This window comes from Mycobacterium senriense, assembly GCF_019668465.1.
In the GTDB taxonomy this organism is placed as follows: domain Bacteria; phylum Actinomycetota; class Actinomycetes; order Mycobacteriales; family Mycobacteriaceae; genus Mycobacterium; species Mycobacterium senriense.
The window spans coordinates 5,432,459-5,445,820 of the sequence record NZ_AP024828.1 but is presented as its reverse complement, the minus strand read 5'-3'; the positions used below and the strand labels follow the sequence as shown (position 1 = coordinate 5,445,820).

The window sequence follows — 13,362 nt, the reverse complement described above, 5'->3', positions numbered from 1 at the left end:
TTACCGTGGATCCATGCCACACAAGCGTGAGCCGGGCGCCGGGGATGCCGCGGCGTCGCCCGTCGCCGAATCGCTTGCGCCGCAGTATCCGATCGAGTCGGTAGACAACGCGCTCAAGCTGTTGCTGCTGCTGGGTGAACAGCCCCAGATCCGGTTGAGCGAGGCGACCCGCTATCTGGGCGTGGCGTCATCGACCGCGCATCGCCTTCTGGCGATGCTGGCCTACCGCGGATTCGTCCGCCAGGACCCGGTGTCCAAGGCCTATCTGCCCGGTCCCTCGTTGACCGGGGTGGCGTTCGCCATCTTCGGCCGCATCGACATCGCGCGATCCGCCGCGCCGGTTATGCGCAGCCTCAGCGAACAACTGCGCGAAACGGTGCACGTCGGAATGCTCGACGGCGCCAGCGTGCGCTTCGTCGCCGCCGTGGAGGGGCCGGCGGCGGTGCGGGTGGCGTCGCGGCTGGGCCGTGCCATGCCGGCGCACTGCACCTCGACGGGCAAGGTCATGCTGGCCCAGTTGCCGCAACCGGAACTGCGCGCGCTGCTGCCGCGTGAGCAGCTGAAGCGCATCACCTCGCATTCGATCGGCAGCCGTACCGAGTTGGAAGCCGAGCTCGCCGGCATCCGCGAGCGCGGCTACGCCACCAACTCCGAAGAGAGTGAGGAGGGCGTCGCGTCGGTGGCGGTACCGATCCCGACCCGCGCGCCCGGGCTGCGGCTCGCGCTCAACGCCGCCGCGCCGCAAAACCGGCTGACGGCCTCCCGCTATCCCGCGGTGGCCGCCGCACTTGTGGCCGCCGCCAAGGAGATTGGCGATCAGCTCGGCTGATCTGCAAGCCGTGCCACCTCGTGGCGCCACGCCGCCTCGGCGGTGAACGCGGGCCCCAGGTCCGGTAGGTCCGCCCAGTCCGCGTCGTCGATGTCACGCAGGGTGCCGCCGGCCGCGCGCACCCGCAACGACATCCGGGCCAGCGTGTCGAGGCTGATCGCCTGCAGCACCGCCTGCGGCACGGTGGCGGCGGCGCTGGTGATTCCGTGGCCGCGGCAGATCACCACCGGCCGGCCGCGCATCGCCGCCACCATTTCCTTGCCCAGCCGCGAATTCCGGATCAGCACGGCGCGTTCGTAGACCGGCACACCGCCGCGCGCCAGCCAGGCGCCGGGAATGTCGTGGGCGCCGTAGATCGGCCGGATCGTGATGCCCGCCAGATCGGCGGCGACCACGTCCGGGGGATGCAGGTGCGCGACGGCGACGTGCCTCGGCTCGGCCAGCATGGTCTCGACGTGGATCGGCAGCTCGTTGGGAACGCGGTACCCGTCGAGTTCGCCCGGCGCACCGGCGGTGCCGTCGAATCTGATCAGCCGGATGTCGTCGGCCCGGGTGAACGCCACGCCGGTGTCGGCCTCGCTTCGGCAGCGCACCAGCAGGCGCTCGTCGTCGACCCGCAGGCTCAGGTGGCCGAGGATGCCGTCGACCAGACCGCGCGCCGCCGCGATGCGGCAACCCTGGGCCACCAGGGCGCGCTGCTGATCCAGATCCGCCATCACGAAGCGCCCACCCCGAATCCGCCGTCGGGCCGGACGGTTTCGCCGGTGATCCCGCGGGACCGCTCGGACGCCAGGAACACGTAACTCCACGCGTGGTCCTCACCGGTGAGCGCGACGTGCAGGGGCGTGCGCGCGGCGACGTCTCGGGCGCGGTCCGGGCTGTCGTCCAGGCGGGTCTGGTCGAGCCCCAGGCTGGACAGGCCGCGCAGGTCGGTGTTAAGCGTGCCGCCGGGCGCCACGCCGTTGACCCGGATGTCCGGCGCCAGTTCGTGCGCCAACGCCGAGACCAGACCCCGCACCGCAAATTTCGACGACACGTAGAGCACGCCACCGCGCCCGGGATAGAACGACGACGCGGACTCGGTCAGCACGATCGAGGAGCCCCGCGCGCGTCGCAGCGCCGGGATCGCGGCCTTCGCCGACTGCAGATGGCTCAGCACGTTGGTGCGAAACATCTCGTCGAACGCATCGGGCAGCGCGTCGGCCTCGATGTCGCCCACCCCCCGGTAGAAGTCGAACACCCCGACACAGTTGACCAGGATGTCCAGCCCGCCGAAGGCGTCCACCGCCGCGGCGACGGCGCGGTCGTTGGCCTCGCGGGTGGTGGCGTCACCCTCGATCACCGGCACCTGCGGCAACTGCTGGCGCAACGCATCGCACTTGTACGGATCACGTTCCAGTACAGCGACATTCGCACCCTCGGCGCCGAATGCCGCCACCACGGCGCGGCCGATTCCCGAACCGGCGCCCACGATGAGGGCGCGCCTGCCCTCCAGCCAGCCGGTCACGGCTGAGCTTCGCTCTCGTCGGGCAGCAGTGGGGCGTGGGAATTGCCGACCATGGCGGCCAGCGTACGGGGGTTCTGCCAGGTCAATGCCTCGACCTCGAGCGCATCCAGGGTGATCCACTGTCCGGATCTGGGCGCGCTGATCAGCAGACGCGATCCGTTGCGGGTGTCGACCCGGCGCACCACCACCTCGGTGAATTCGTTTGCGACGCTGATCGCTTCGCCGACCGAGCCGTCGAGCAGCCGCCGTAGTTCGTCGTTCACAGGAACACCGCCAGATTCTGCATGCGTAGCACCGACTCGTCGGCGATGATCATGCGGCGGGCCAGCTTCCAGCGATCATCGCAGCGGCGCAACACATCCTGGCGCCCGCACGACATCAGGGCGCTGTCGTTGACATCGCCCCTGCTGCGGAACAGCAGTTCGGCCGATTCGACCACCAGGCGGGCTGTATCTTCTGGGTCGTCGCTGGCAAAGGTGCGCACGTTGGTGATGAAATGCCGCAGCCGTGACGGCGGGTCCTCGGCCCACACGTGCTCGGTGCCCATCCGCGCGACCCGCTGGCTCAACGAGTATTTGTCCTCGCTGAAATGGTCCATGCCGGGCCCCCTTTCCGGCGACGTGTCGAACCCGGCGCCGCGCGCGGTCGTGACGCGCACCGGCATGGTGTAGCGCACGTCGTCGGTCAGCGTGTCCAACCACGCCTCATACTGCTGGGCGTCGAGCAGGTAGGCCTCGTCCACCAGGAATTGATGCGCCTCCAGGTGGCGAATATCGTTGAACGCCAACGCCTTCCTCATGCGGGCACCCCTTGCAGGTAGTCGGCCCACATGTTCAGCAGGGCTCGCTGGTTGTGCTCGTTGTAGCCGACCTGCGCGCGTCCGGGGCCGTGGAAAGCGCTGGGGGACAACGCCTCAATGACGGGACGGTCGTCGGGGAGCAGGCCCATCCGGCTGTTCAGCAGCAGCCGTCGCGCCATGGAACCGCCGGCGGTGGTGGTCAGTGACACCCAGTTCTCCACATCGTCTTGTTCGAACATGCCGCTGGACCCGAAGCACATCAAATAGGCCTTGTACGAGTCTTGTTTGTACTGTGCGGGAGCGGCGGAGTCCACCGCGAACCACGAGCAGACCTCGGTCTCGTTCTCGCTGATCGGCTGCCATAACCGGATCGAGATGAACGGCAGCACCTGGTCCTCGCGGTCGTGCACCTTGGGCCAGTTGTGCACGAAGCTGAGGTTCGGAAAGCACGTCGCGGCCGAGATCATGAACCCGTCCTCGCCGACCACCCGTTGCTGTTGGGGCGTCCACACGTCTTTGATCCGGCCGATCATGTCGTCGGGGTAGCCGACGTAGCGCATCCGCTCCTCGAAGCCGCCCGGCGGAAGTTTGTAGGTGGTCCCACCGCCGCGGTGCGCCCAATAGGTGGCACCGTCCTTGCGCTTCTGGGCTTTCGGCTCGCGGAACAGCCCGATGTCGACGATCGACGCATGGGTGTGCGGGGTGTGGTACATGTCGCCGGCGAAGTTCTCCGCGCCGATCTTCCAGTTCGCCTTGATCCGCCAGCGCTGCGGCCCGCGCACCTGGACACCGCCGGAGCTCTGTTTGGTGTAGTAGTCCAGATAGAACTTGAAGTCGCCCAGAAACTCTTCCAGCGGTTCGGCTTTCGGATCCAGGCTGATGAACAGCAGGCCGTTGTAGCTCGCGAAATTCGGTGCGGGCAAAAGGGTTTGGCCCTTGGCGAACCCTTCGTCGCCGCCGTAGGCCTCCCGGTGGAACGGCAATCCGGTGAGCCGGCCGTCGTTGCGGTAGGTCCAGCCGTGATAGGGGCAGCGGAAGTTGGAGGCGTTGCCCATCTCCGCGCGGCAGACCTGCATTCCGCGATGCAGGCACATATTGAACAAGGCCCGCACGGTGCCCTGCGAATCGCGGGTGATGATGAACGAGTCGTCGAGCACGCGGCGCACCACGTAGTCGCCGTCCTGGCCGATCTCGGACTCGTGTCCCACGAACGTCCACGCCCGGCTGAACAGCCGCTGCTTCTCCAGCGCGAACAGTTCGGCGTCGTTGTAGATGTGTGCGGGGATCATTCCCCGGCGCACATTCTCGAAGACCTCGGCCAATTCGCCGCGCTGGTCTGCCATGGTCCCTCTGCGATTTCTCTGTCTTACAGAACTACTCTCCGCTTAGTAGAATCTCGCAGTCTTGGGCACCGGTCAATCACCTGGCAGCCGCACTCGCCAGGTTCCTACAAGAATGCTTGGTGCTAATTCACAGGTTGCACGCAATTGAAAGGCACAGGCTCACCACTACGGTGGGTCACAACAGCCACATCGCGTACGTGAGCGCGAAGTAAACAAGGGGTAATCGTTCGGTATTGCGGCGATTAGCCGCTGTTTTGTCTGAATCTGAGGAAGGACTGGTGCCATGGTGGGTCGGCCACGGGGGGGTCGATTGCAGCAGGTCGGATCGAAGGTTCTGGCCGCTATCGGGCGCCAGGAGTGGATTGATCGACCGAGTTATCGGTTCGAACACCTGCTCAGCTTCGCCTACAACGGGCTCGGCGGCGCCCGCAACACCGTCGCCAACGCGCTCAACGGCGTCTGGCTCGGTCATCCGGTGCACCCGCCGCTGGCGTCGCTCACGAGTGGCGCGCTCGGGACGACGGTGGCGCTCGACGCGCTCAGCCTGCTGCCGGGTCAGCCCAGATCCGAGGTCGTCGACGCCTCGCGATTCGCCTCACGCGCGCTCGGGGTGGGCATCCTGGCGAGCCTCGGCTCGGCGGTCACCGGTGTCACCGATTGGCAGCACACCCACGAGGAGGACCGCCGCATCGGCGCGGTGCACGGCCTGGTGAACGTGGCCGCGACCGCGTTGTACATGCAGTCCTGGTGGGACCGGCGCAAGGGGCGCCACGGCCGCGGCATCGTTCTCACCGCTCTCGGCTACGGCATCACGGTCGCCGGCAGTTACCTCGGTGGGGCGCTGGTCTTCGAGTCCGGGATCGGCATCGACCAGTCCGGGCCGCGGCTGCGCACCTCCACCTGGACGCCGGTGCTGCCCGCAAGTTCGTTGAACGGCAAGCCGGTACGGGTCGAGGTCGACGGCGTGGGCCTGGTGGTCTGCCAGACCAAGCCCGGTGAGGTCGCCGCGTATGGAGAATTCTGCCCGCACCTGGCCGCGCCGATGTCCGACGGCTGGATGGACCGCGGCCGGCTGGTATGCCCCTGGCACGGCTCATGGTTCGCCGCCGAGTCCGGCGACGTCTTGCGTGGCCCGGCAGCAGCGCCGCTGCCGTGCTACGAGGCCCGATTGGTCGACGGAGTGGTCGAGGTCCGTGGCGAGCAGCAGCTCGCTCCCGGCGGCGCGGCAGGAATCGCAAAAGGAGGAGCCAATTGAACGCCTATGACGTGCTCAAGGAACACCACATCGTGATCAAGGGCCTCGGCCGCAAGATCAGCGATGCGCCGGTGAATTCCGAAGAGCGCCATGAGCTTTTCGACGACCTGCTGATCGAGCTCGACATCCACTTCCGCATCGAGGACGACCTGTACTACCCGGCGCTCAAGGATGCCAGCAAGCTGATCGCGGTCGCCCACGCCGAGCACCGTCAGGTGGTCGACCAGCTTTCCGTGCTGCTGCGCACGCCGCAGAGCTCGCCCGGCTATGAGGACGAGTGGAACTCGTTCAAGACGGTGCTGGAGGCCCACGCCGACGAAGAGGAGCGCGACATGATTCCCGCTCCGCCGGAAGTCAAGATCACCGACACCGAGCTCGAGGAGCTGGGCAACAAGATGGCGGCCAGGATGGAGCAGTACCGCGGCTCGGCCACCTACAAGATGCGCACCAAGGGGCGAGCGGCGCTGGTGCGCTCTCTCTGACCCGACGACACCGCCCGCTTTGCGGGATTCGGTGGGCCACCGAGAGTAGCCTCACGGCACATGAACCCCGAGTGTGTCGCTTCTCAGGGTGACATCACGGCGGAGATCGCCCGCATCGCAGCGCAATACCGCGGCGTCGGGGGAGCCGGGCATGTCGGGCACCCGCGGCTGGACTACCCGCCGTACCGCAGCACGATCCTGCGCCATCCGAAGCACCCGCTGGTGCTCGTCGATCCCGAAGGCGTCGAACGCTGGGCGCCGTGCTTCGGCCACCAGGACGTCGGCCCGCTCGATGCCGACCTGACGGCCGGTCACCCCGGCGAGCCGATCGGGGAGCGCGTCGTCGTGACCGGGCGCGTCCTCGACGAATCCGGCCGGCCGGTGGCGGGCCAGCTGGTGGAGATCTGGCAGGCCAACGCCGGCGGGCGCTACCGCCACCAGCGCGACCAGCACCCCGCGCCGCTCGACCCGAACTTCACCGGCGCGGGCCGCTGTCTGACCGGGCCGGACGGCACCTACCGCTTCCTGACCATCAAGCCCGGCCCCTACCCGTGGCGCAACCATCACAATGCGTGGCGCCCGGCGCACATCCATTTCTCGGTATTCGGAACGGCTTTCACCCAGCGCCTGATCACCCAGATGTACTTCCCGGGCGACCCGATGTTCGATCTGGACCCGATTTTCCAGTCGATCCTCGATCCCGCCGCGCGGCAACGATTGATCGCCCGCTACGACCATGGGATCACCGAGCCGGAGTACGCGACCGGCTACCGGTGGGACATCGTGTTGGCCGGTGGCGCACGAACCCCGGCCGAGGCCGAGCATGACTGAATCAGCCTGCACGCCCGGGCAAACCGTCGGCCCCTTTCTGGACCTGGGATTGCCGTATCCCGGGGACAACCTGCTGGTCGACGACGGCCATCCGCAGGCCATCCGGTTGCACGGGGCGGTGTACGACGGGGCCGGTTCGGCCGTTCCGGACGCGCTGGTGGAACTGTGGCAACCCGACGGTTCGGGAAGCGTTCCGCGGCAAGCCGGTTCGCTGCGCCGCGACCATACGGTGTTCACCGGCTGGGGGCGCTGCGCGACCGACGCCCACGGCGGTTACTCCTTCACCACCCTGAAGCCCGGATCGGCGACCGCCGGGCGTCCGCCGTTCTTCGCGCTCACCGTGTTCGCCCGGGGGCTGCTGAACCGGCTGTTCACCCGCGCCTACCTGCCCGGCGCCGAGCCGCACGCCGATCCACTGCTGGCCGCCGTCGACGCCGCGCGCCGGTCCACATTGTTCTGCGTCGCCGAAAACGACGGTGCCGCTTATCGTTTCGACATCCAGCTGCAGGGCCCGGCCGAGACCGTGTTCCTCGCATACTCCGAAGGTGCGCGATGAGCAACCTGTTGTGGCCCGGAGACCATCGCGCCGGCGAGCACATGACCGATGAGGCGCTACTCGAATCGATGATCACGGCGGAATGCGCGTGGCTGGACGCGCTGGCGGCCGCCGGACTCGCGCCCGCCCAGTGCGCCGGAGCGGACCTGTGGATTCTGGTCACGCGCACCGACTGTGAGTCGCTCGCGGTCACCGCCGAGGACGGCGGCAACCCGGTCATCCCCCTGGTCAAGCTGCTCCGGAAGCGGGCCGAACCGGGCATCGCGCCCTGGATCCACCGCGGACTCACCAGCCAGGACGTCTTGGATACGAGCCTGATGCTGGCCGTGCGCGGGGTCGCCGACGACTTGACAACCCAGCTGAGACAGCAGATTTCCGCACTGACCGAACTTGCCACCGAACACCGGGGCACACCGATGCCGGCCCGCACCCTCACCCAGCACGCCGCACCCACCACCTTCGGCGTCAAGGCCGCGGGCTGGCTGACCGGAATCGTCGACGCATTCGAGCGAATGACCACGCTGATCACGCCGATCCAAATCGGCGGCGCCGCAGGAACGTTGGCCGCATCGACGGAACTCGCCGCATTGCTCACCGGCACCGACGATCCCGCCGGCGTATCACTGCAACTGATGCACAGCGCCGCAACATCATTGGGTCTGCAGGACAGGCCCGCGTGGCACACCGCCCGCGCGCCCGTCACCGCGGTCGCCGACGCCTTCGTCGGCTGCACCGACGCCTGGGGCCGCATCGCCTCCGACGTCGTCACCCTGGCGCGCCCGGAGATCGCCGAGCTCGGCGAGCCGGCAGCCGCCGACCGGGGCGGCTCGTCGTCGATGCCGCACAAGCGAAACCCGGTGCTGTCCATCCTGATCCGCCGTGCGGCCATCGCCGCGCCGCCGCTGGCCGCGACGCTGCACACGGCTGCGGCGCTGGCCAACGACGAGCGCCCCGACGGCGCGTGGCACGCCGAATGGGACACGCTGCGCACCCTGGCCCGCCGCACCCTCGTCGCGGGATCCCAAAGCGGCGAGCTGCTCGCCGGGTTGACCGTGCACGCGCAGCGCATGGCCGCAAACCTGGATGCTGCAGACGTTTCCGGAGAGCAGCGGGCGATCGCCGACCTGGTGGGCAAGGAGCCGTCGCCGACGTACTTCGGTGCCGCCGACCGGTTGATCGACGAGAGCCTGGGCCGCGCGGCGCGGGCGCTGCGTCAGCGCTGATAGATGCTGGCCAGCCAGATGTGCAGCAGCGTGTCGATCACCCGGTCTTCGGGGATCGCCTGATCCTCGGCCGTGAACGCCGCGGCCATCATCCGCTCGCTCAGCATGTTGAGCGCCACGGACAGCTCGGCGGCTGGGATGGTGTCGGGGGCCGCGCCGCGGCCGCGCTCGGCCTTGATCGCGATGGTGGTGTAGGCGATCCACTTGCCCATGAGTGCGGACCACAGCTGCCGCACCTCGGGGTTGGTCGCTTTGGCCGCGGCCCCCGCGACGGCGACCGCCCGGTGCGATCCGGACACCTCGAAGAACGATTCGATGCGTGCCCGCCAGATCGCCTCGGGGTCACCGGACGACACGACGTCGAGCGCCCGCAGCGCCGCCTGCGCCTTGCTGTTCATCTGGTCCAGCAGCGACAGCAGCACCGCGTTCTTCGACCGGAAATAAAAGTAGAAGGTAGGTCGCGATATCCCGGCGCCTTTTGCTAGGTCGTCGACGGAAAAGTCGGCCAGCGGCCTTTCCTGCAGCAGCCGTTCGGCGGTGGCGAGAATCGCCTGCTCGCGGTCGTCACCGGGGTAGTGCGATGCCCGCCGGCCCCTCGAGGCCTGCAGATACTTCGTCTGTGTCGGGAGGTCGGACACGCCCGTTACTGTTGGGCACGTCGATATACGTCAACAAAACTGTCGATGAAAACCAGCAATAATGTCGATTAAGAACGGCGCTTTGCTGGACGACGACTATGACTAGTCGGCCACCGCGATCTCGATGGCCAGGCACTCGCTCAGCGCGTGTGCGGCCGCCCAGTCACCACCACAGACCGCGCGCTCGAGTTCGTCGACCAACGGGCTGTTGGCTCCCAGGTCGGCCAGCCACGCCGCAACCGTCGCCGTGATCTGGTGTGCGGGAACGCGAGCGACGTGTCCTTTGTGGAGGCGGTCGGTCAACTGGTAGATCGTGGCCGTCGGCCTGCGTTGCGGCCAATGAACTGTCCATTTCGGTGAATTCATTGTCCCCTCCCCGCTAGCCTCAACGCCTCGTCCGGCCCCGGAGGTGCGTCGCGCTCTAGGTCGCAATAGTACGTCTGTACCAATGCGATGGCCGGTATTTTCGCCGGGCAAAATCCGGTTTTTTTGAAGTTTTCGGTCATTGGATCGCCAATCTGGAAGAAGTCGGACCGATCAGTGCCGCGCCAGCGTGGCGCGGCCGCGGGCCATGATGCGTTCCAGGACGTTGTGCGACAGGTCGCCGTCGTTGGCCACCCGGGCGAGACCGCGCCGCCGCAGGAACATGTCGAGCCGTCGATCCGGTGACCAATCGGCGTAGATGGACCCGAGGTAGTGCGACTGCAGAAAATCCGACGCCAACGCATCGAGGTCGGACTCCGTCAACAACGGTGGGGTAGCACCCATAACTGGCAAGCTCCTTTGTTCTCCCCGCAACTGCCGCAGCCAAGTTTCGTCAGGGGACGTAACTAAACCGTCACGCAGAGATTGCGGAACCGGCCCAAAGTCGGCTGGGGTGCAAAGGCGAAGGTCGAAGCGCTGCAGCGGTTGTCAGGCGGTGTCCGCCGGCGCCGGTTTGTGGGCGACGATGGCGACGGCGGCCAGCTGCTTGCGATGTTTGTGGAACGTGTGGCGCATGGTCAGGACCCGCTTGCGGGCGTCGCGGTGCATGAGCACGTTCCTGGCGAATCGCAGCGCACCGAAGAGCCCCTCGTCGGACACCAGCCGGCGCGGCTGCAGCAGCGCCATGGGCGCGGTCGCGACCTGATCGACCACCAATCCGTGCTCGGCGAGCAGTGTCGACCACTCCGCGACCGTCAACGGACGCGCGTTCACCTTGATCGCCCTGGCGAGCGCCTGCCGTATGTCGGTGCTGACGTCCTCCGGCACATTGTCGGGGGTGAGGGCGAGTTCGTGGATGGCGTAGCGACCGCCCGGCCGCAGCACCCGCGCCGCCTCGGCGACGATGGCCCCCTTGGCCGCGTCGCCCTGCATGCTCAGCATCGCCTCCCCGATGACGACATCGCTGCTCGCATCCGGCAATCCGGTGGCGGCCGCGTCCGCGACCCGGACGGCCGCGTTCTGGGCACCGAGATCGCTGAGCACGCCGCGCACCACGTTGGCCGCGTCGGGGTCGCCCTCGGCGCCGACGTACGACCGCGGCCCCTGGGCCACGATCTCCGTGGCGGTGCGGCCCAGGCCGGGGGCCAGCTCGACGACGTCGGCCCCGCTCAGTTTCGCGTGCGACAGCAGGGTGCGGGTCAGCTCGACACCGCCGGGGCGCAGCACGCGCTTGCCGAGCCGCGCCAGCAGCCAATGGCCGGCGACCGCGTCGTCGGCGCGGCTCGAGGACGGTAGCGGTAGTTCGGAACTTGGTCGTTGTCCTGGCATCAGATCTCCTGTCGCGCAGCGCTTTCCAGTGGCTCCAGGGCCAGCTCGAGATGTCTGAGTTAGCGCACCGGGGGTGGGGTGTCGATGAGTTTGCCGATCCGGATCCGCCAGACGGTGGGGCCTTTGTCGAGATACTCCCAGTCGTAGCCGCCCGGCTTGCGCAGCCGGCGTACGTCAAGTTCGTTGGCGGCCATGGGTTCTCCGGACCCTTGCTCTAGTTTTTACAAGTACTGTTGTGTAAACTCTAGCGCATGACCTACGTGATCGGGAAGCCGTGCATCGATGTGATGGACCGCGCTTGTGTCGACGAATGCCCGGTTGATTGCATTTACGAAGGCGGTCGGGCGCTCTACATTCATCCCGACGAATGCGTCGATTGCGGCGCGTGTGAACCGGTATGTCCGGTGGAAGCGATTTACTACGAAGATGACCTGCCTGAGGACCTCCAACCCCACCTGGCCGACAATGAGGCGTTCTTCGCTGAAACGCTGCCGGGCCGCGACGCTCCCCTGGGGTCCCCGGGTGGGGCCGGCAAGGTCGGGCCGCTCGGCGTCGACACACCCCTGGTGGCGGGTCAGCCCGGTGCCACCCATTCGGACGGGGCGTGAAGGACTGGAAGCGGCGGGAGGGGCCCTGTGAAATCCGACAATTCCCAGAAGCCGCAGGAGTCGTCAACCGGGGAATCGGCCGGCCGGCGGCGCGCCGTGATGCGGCTGCTGCGGGCCTCGCCGGATCCGATGAGCATCGCCGGAATCGCCGCCGAGCTGAGTGTGCACCCCAACACCGTCCGCTTCCACCTCGACAGCCTGGTCGCTGACGGGCAGGTGGAACACGTCGAACTGGATCGGAAGGGGCCGGGCCGTCCACCGTTGATGTTTCGTGCGGTCCGACAGATGGATCGCGGCGGGCCGCGACACTATCGGCTGCTGGCCGAGATCCTGGCCACGGCCTTCGCCACCGAGCGCGATCCCGGGCCCAAGGCCCTGGCCGCGGGCCGCGCCTGGGGGCAGAAGATGGACGCCGAACTGCACCCGGTGCCCGACGACGCCGGCGGCGCCGAAGAGGCCATCGCCCACCTGATCGACGTGCTCGACGAACTCGGCTTCGCGCCCGAGCGCCGGGTCAGCGACGGTGAGCAGCAGGTCGGCCTGCGGCACTGCCCCTTCCTGGAATTGGCCGAAAACTCTTCGAGCGTCGTCTGCCCCGTGCACCTGGGCCTCATGCAGGGAGCCATGGAAACTTGGGGAGCGCCCGTCTCGGTGGACCGGCTCGACCCGTTCGTCGAGCCGGATCTGTGTGTGGCTCACCTGACACTGGCGCCCAAATGAGCACCGGCACAGCGATTGCCGTCGCGCTGACCTTCATCTGGCTCGGCATGGTGCTGGCCATCTCGTTCCTGGAAGCCCCGCTGAAATTCCGGGCGCCCAATGTGACGTTGCAGGTCGGGCTCGGCATCGGGCGGCTGGTCTTTCGCGCGCTCAACACCGTCGAGGTGGCCTTCGCGCTCGTCATCGGGGCCGTCGTGGTGGCCGGCCCGACGCCGGGGGGCGCCGCGGTGGCGATCGCCGTCGCCGTGGTCGCATTGGCCATCCAGCTGGTCGCGGTGCGTCCCGCACTGACCCGGCGGGCCGACAAGGTGCTCGCCGGGTCGGACGGACCGCGCTCCCGCGCCCACTACGCCTACGTCGCCCTGGAGACGGTCAAAGTCGTCGGCCTCGTCGTAGCGGGGATACTGCTACTGAGCGGTTAACTCACGACCCTGAAAGGCCCATGCGGGGCCTTGCAACTCCGAAGGACCCGGTATGGAATCCATCTCGCTGACCGACCTCTCCTCCGAAAAGATCGCCGAAGCCAAGCAATCCCACAGCGGACGGGCCGCCCACACCATCCACGGCGGTCACACCCACGAGCTTCGCCAGACGGTGCTGGCGTTGCTGGCCGGTCACGACCTGTCCGAACACGACAGCCCCGGTGAGGCGACGCTGCAGGTGCTGCAGGGCCACGTGCGCCTGACGACCGGCAGTGATGCCTGGGACGGCAAGGCCGGTGAATACGTCGCGATTCCCCCCGAACGTCACGCCTTGCACGCGGTCGAGGACTCGGTGGTCCTGCTGACCGTGCTGAAGACGATTCCCGCGGCGCACTAG

The 13,362-nt window shown here is 67.8% G+C and carries 20 protein-coding genes; 10 read left to right on the top strand and 10 right to left on the bottom strand.

Annotated features, from left to right (window positions below; all coding sequences use genetic code 11):
- Positions 1-13 precede the first annotated feature (13 nt).
- On the top strand, positions 14-829 hold the full coding sequence (locus MTY59_RS25285) for an IclR family transcriptional regulator (protein ID WP_221043580.1): 816 nt from the start codon (positions 14-16) through the stop codon (positions 827-829).
- Here MTY59_RS25285 and phtC read toward each other — a convergent pair.
- Genes phtC through MTY59_RS25260 form a run of 5 tightly spaced genes read right to left on the bottom strand, consistent with a single transcriptional unit; the run spans position 817 to position 4,478 of the window.
- Positions 817-1,545 (bottom strand): 3,4-dihydroxyphthalate decarboxylase, encoded by a 729-nt coding sequence (gene phtC, locus MTY59_RS25280; protein ID WP_221043579.1) that lies wholly within the window; start codon positions 1,543-1,545, stop codon positions 817-819. The genes MTY59_RS25285 and phtC overlap by 13 nt on opposite strands.
- Positions 1,545-2,336, bottom strand: coding sequence for a 3-(cis-5,6-dihydroxycyclohexa-1,3-dien-1-yl)propanoate dehydrogenase (gene hcaB / locus MTY59_RS25275; protein ID WP_221043578.1), 792 nt, complete (start codon positions 2,334-2,336; stop codon positions 1,545-1,547). Before hcaB ends, phtC begins: the two co-directional genes overlap by 1 nt.
- Positions 2,333-2,599 (bottom strand): dihydrodiol dehydrogenase, encoded by a 267-nt coding sequence (locus MTY59_RS25270; protein WP_221043577.1) that lies wholly within the window; start codon positions 2,597-2,599, stop codon positions 2,333-2,335. The genes hcaB and MTY59_RS25270 overlap by 4 nt, the downstream gene beginning before the upstream one ends.
- Entirely contained in the window at positions 2,596-3,135 is a 540-nt protein-coding gene (locus tag MTY59_RS25265; protein WP_221043576.1) for a 3-phenylpropionate/cinnamic acid dioxygenase subunit beta, read from the bottom strand. Before MTY59_RS25265 ends, MTY59_RS25270 begins: the two co-directional genes overlap by 4 nt.
- Complete coding sequence (locus MTY59_RS25260; RefSeq protein WP_221043575.1) at positions 3,132-4,478, bottom strand: aromatic ring-hydroxylating dioxygenase subunit alpha; 1,347 nt, start codon at positions 4,476-4,478, stop codon at positions 3,132-3,134. Before MTY59_RS25260 ends, MTY59_RS25265 begins: the two co-directional genes overlap by 4 nt.
- 283 nt (positions 4,479-4,761) lie before the next feature.
- On the opposite strand from MTY59_RS25260, the gene MTY59_RS25255 reads away from it, so the two are divergent.
- Genes MTY59_RS25255 through MTY59_RS25235 form a run of 5 tightly spaced genes read left to right on the top strand, consistent with a single transcriptional unit; the run spans position 4,762 to position 8,825 of the window.
- Positions 4,762-5,733: a Rieske (2Fe-2S) protein gene (locus MTY59_RS25255; RefSeq protein ID WP_221043574.1), complete on the top strand. Its 972-nt coding sequence runs from the start codon at positions 4,762-4,764 to the stop codon at positions 5,731-5,733.
- Complete coding sequence (locus MTY59_RS25250; RefSeq protein WP_221043573.1) at positions 5,730-6,215, top strand: hemerythrin domain-containing protein; 486 nt, start codon at positions 5,730-5,732, stop codon at positions 6,213-6,215. The genes MTY59_RS25255 and MTY59_RS25250 overlap by 4 nt, the downstream gene beginning before the upstream one ends.
- Before the next feature lie 60 nt (positions 6,216-6,275).
- Positions 6,276-7,046 carry a protocatechuate 3,4-dioxygenase subunit beta gene (pcaH, locus tag MTY59_RS25245; RefSeq protein ID WP_221043572.1) on the top strand — a complete coding sequence of 257 codons (771 nt, stop codon included), beginning with the start codon at positions 6,276-6,278 and terminating at the stop codon, positions 7,044-7,046.
- On the top strand, positions 7,039-7,602 hold the full coding sequence (gene pcaG / locus MTY59_RS25240; protein ID WP_221043571.1) for a protocatechuate 3,4-dioxygenase subunit alpha: 564 nt from the start codon (positions 7,039-7,041) through the stop codon (positions 7,600-7,602). The genes pcaH and pcaG overlap by 8 nt, the downstream gene beginning before the upstream one ends.
- Entirely contained in the window at positions 7,599-8,825 is a 1,227-nt protein-coding gene (locus MTY59_RS25235) for a lyase family protein (protein ID WP_221043570.1), read from the top strand. Before pcaG ends, MTY59_RS25235 begins: the two co-directional genes overlap by 4 nt.
- On the opposite strand, the gene MTY59_RS25230 is transcribed toward MTY59_RS25235, so the two are convergent.
- The 5 genes from MTY59_RS25230 to MTY59_RS27790 form a co-directional block, all read right to left on the bottom strand.
- The gene (locus MTY59_RS25230; RefSeq protein ID WP_221043569.1) at positions 8,816-9,463 is read right to left on the bottom strand and encodes a TetR/AcrR family transcriptional regulator; all 648 of its coding nucleotides are present in this window, start codon (positions 9,461-9,463) and stop codon (positions 8,816-8,818) included. The genes MTY59_RS25235 and MTY59_RS25230 overlap by 10 nt on opposite strands.
- 102 nt (positions 9,464-9,565) lie before the next feature.
- Complete coding sequence (locus tag MTY59_RS25225; RefSeq protein ID WP_221043568.1) at positions 9,566-9,829, bottom strand: hypothetical protein; 264 nt, start codon at positions 9,827-9,829, stop codon at positions 9,566-9,568.
- Between the two features lie 171 nt (positions 9,830-10,000).
- Positions 10,001-10,210, bottom strand: a complete 210-nt coding sequence (locus MTY59_RS25220; protein WP_221046653.1) for a hypothetical protein — start codon at positions 10,208-10,210, stop codon at positions 10,001-10,003.
- A 165-nt stretch (positions 10,211-10,375) separates the two neighbouring features.
- Positions 10,376-11,215 (bottom strand): class I SAM-dependent methyltransferase, encoded by an 840-nt coding sequence (locus MTY59_RS25215; protein WP_221043567.1) that lies wholly within the window; start codon positions 11,213-11,215, stop codon positions 10,376-10,378.
- Between the two features lie 59 nt (positions 11,216-11,274).
- On the bottom strand, positions 11,275-11,409 hold the full coding sequence (locus tag MTY59_RS27790; RefSeq protein ID WP_284145247.1) for a hypothetical protein: 135 nt from the start codon (positions 11,407-11,409) through the stop codon (positions 11,275-11,277).
- Between the two features lie 57 nt (positions 11,410-11,466).
- Here MTY59_RS27790 and fdxA point away from each other — a divergent pair, with 57 nt between their 5' ends.
- The 4 genes from fdxA to MTY59_RS25195 all read left to right on the top strand — a co-directional run bounded on the left by fdxA (position 11,467) and on the right by MTY59_RS25195 (position 13,362).
- Complete coding sequence (gene fdxA / locus MTY59_RS25210; RefSeq protein ID WP_221043566.1) at positions 11,467-11,823, top strand: ferredoxin; 357 nt, start codon at positions 11,467-11,469, stop codon at positions 11,821-11,823.
- Positions 11,824-11,922: 99 nt separating this feature from the next.
- Positions 11,923-12,543, top strand: coding sequence for a helix-turn-helix transcriptional regulator (locus MTY59_RS25205; RefSeq protein WP_250160913.1), 621 nt, complete (start codon positions 11,923-11,925; stop codon positions 12,541-12,543).
- Entirely contained in the window at positions 12,540-12,965 is a 426-nt protein-coding gene (locus MTY59_RS25200; RefSeq protein WP_221043564.1) for a hypothetical protein, read from the top strand. The genes MTY59_RS25205 and MTY59_RS25200 overlap by 4 nt, the downstream gene beginning before the upstream one ends.
- 52 nt (positions 12,966-13,017) lie before the next feature.
- On the top strand, positions 13,018-13,362 hold the full coding sequence (locus MTY59_RS25195; protein WP_221043563.1) for a cupin domain-containing protein: 345 nt from the start codon (positions 13,018-13,020) through the stop codon (positions 13,360-13,362).

Excerpts from the sequence above, each read along its gene's own strand:
- MTY59_RS25285 (WP_221043580.1), top strand. The coding sequence starts at position 14 with ATGCCACACAAGCGTGAGCCGGGCGCCGGGGATGCCGCGGCGTCGCCC.
- phtC (WP_221043579.1), bottom strand. The coding sequence starts at position 1,545 with ATGGCGGATCTGGATCAGCAGCGCGCCCTGGTGGCCCAGGGTTGCCGC.
- MTY59_RS25265 (WP_221043576.1), bottom strand. The coding sequence starts at position 3,135 with ATGAGGAAGGCGTTGGCGTTCAACGATATTCGCCACCTGGAGGCGCAT.
- MTY59_RS25260 (WP_221043575.1), bottom strand. The coding sequence starts at position 4,478 with ATGGCAGACCAGCGCGGCGAATTGGCCGAGGTCTTCGAGAATGTGCGC.
- MTY59_RS25255 (WP_221043574.1), top strand. The coding sequence starts at position 4,762 with ATGGTGGGTCGGCCACGGGGGGGTCGATTGCAGCAGGTCGGATCGAAG.
- pcaH (WP_221043572.1), top strand. The coding sequence starts at position 6,276 with ATGAACCCCGAGTGTGTCGCTTCTCAGGGTGACATCACGGCGGAGATC.
- pcaG (WP_221043571.1), top strand. The coding sequence starts at position 7,039 with ATGACTGAATCAGCCTGCACGCCCGGGCAAACCGTCGGCCCCTTTCTG.
- MTY59_RS25235 (WP_221043570.1), top strand. The coding sequence starts at position 7,599 with ATGAGCAACCTGTTGTGGCCCGGAGACCATCGCGCCGGCGAGCACATG.
- MTY59_RS25225 (WP_221043568.1), bottom strand. The coding sequence starts at position 9,829 with ATGAATTCACCGAAATGGACAGTTCATTGGCCGCAACGCAGGCCGACG.
- MTY59_RS25215 (WP_221043567.1), bottom strand. The coding sequence starts at position 11,215 with ATGCCAGGACAACGACCAAGTTCCGAACTACCGCTACCGTCCTCGAGC.
- MTY59_RS27790 (WP_284145247.1), bottom strand. The coding sequence starts at position 11,409 with ATGGCCGCCAACGAACTTGACGTACGCCGGCTGCGCAAGCCGGGCGGC.
- fdxA (WP_221043566.1), top strand. The coding sequence starts at position 11,467 with ATGACCTACGTGATCGGGAAGCCGTGCATCGATGTGATGGACCGCGCT.
- MTY59_RS25205 (WP_250160913.1), top strand. The coding sequence starts at position 11,923 with ATGCGGCTGCTGCGGGCCTCGCCGGATCCGATGAGCATCGCCGGAATC.
- MTY59_RS25200 (WP_221043564.1), top strand. The coding sequence starts at position 12,540 with ATGAGCACCGGCACAGCGATTGCCGTCGCGCTGACCTTCATCTGGCTC.
- MTY59_RS25195 (WP_221043563.1), top strand. The coding sequence starts at position 13,018 with ATGGAATCCATCTCGCTGACCGACCTCTCCTCCGAAAAGATCGCCGAA.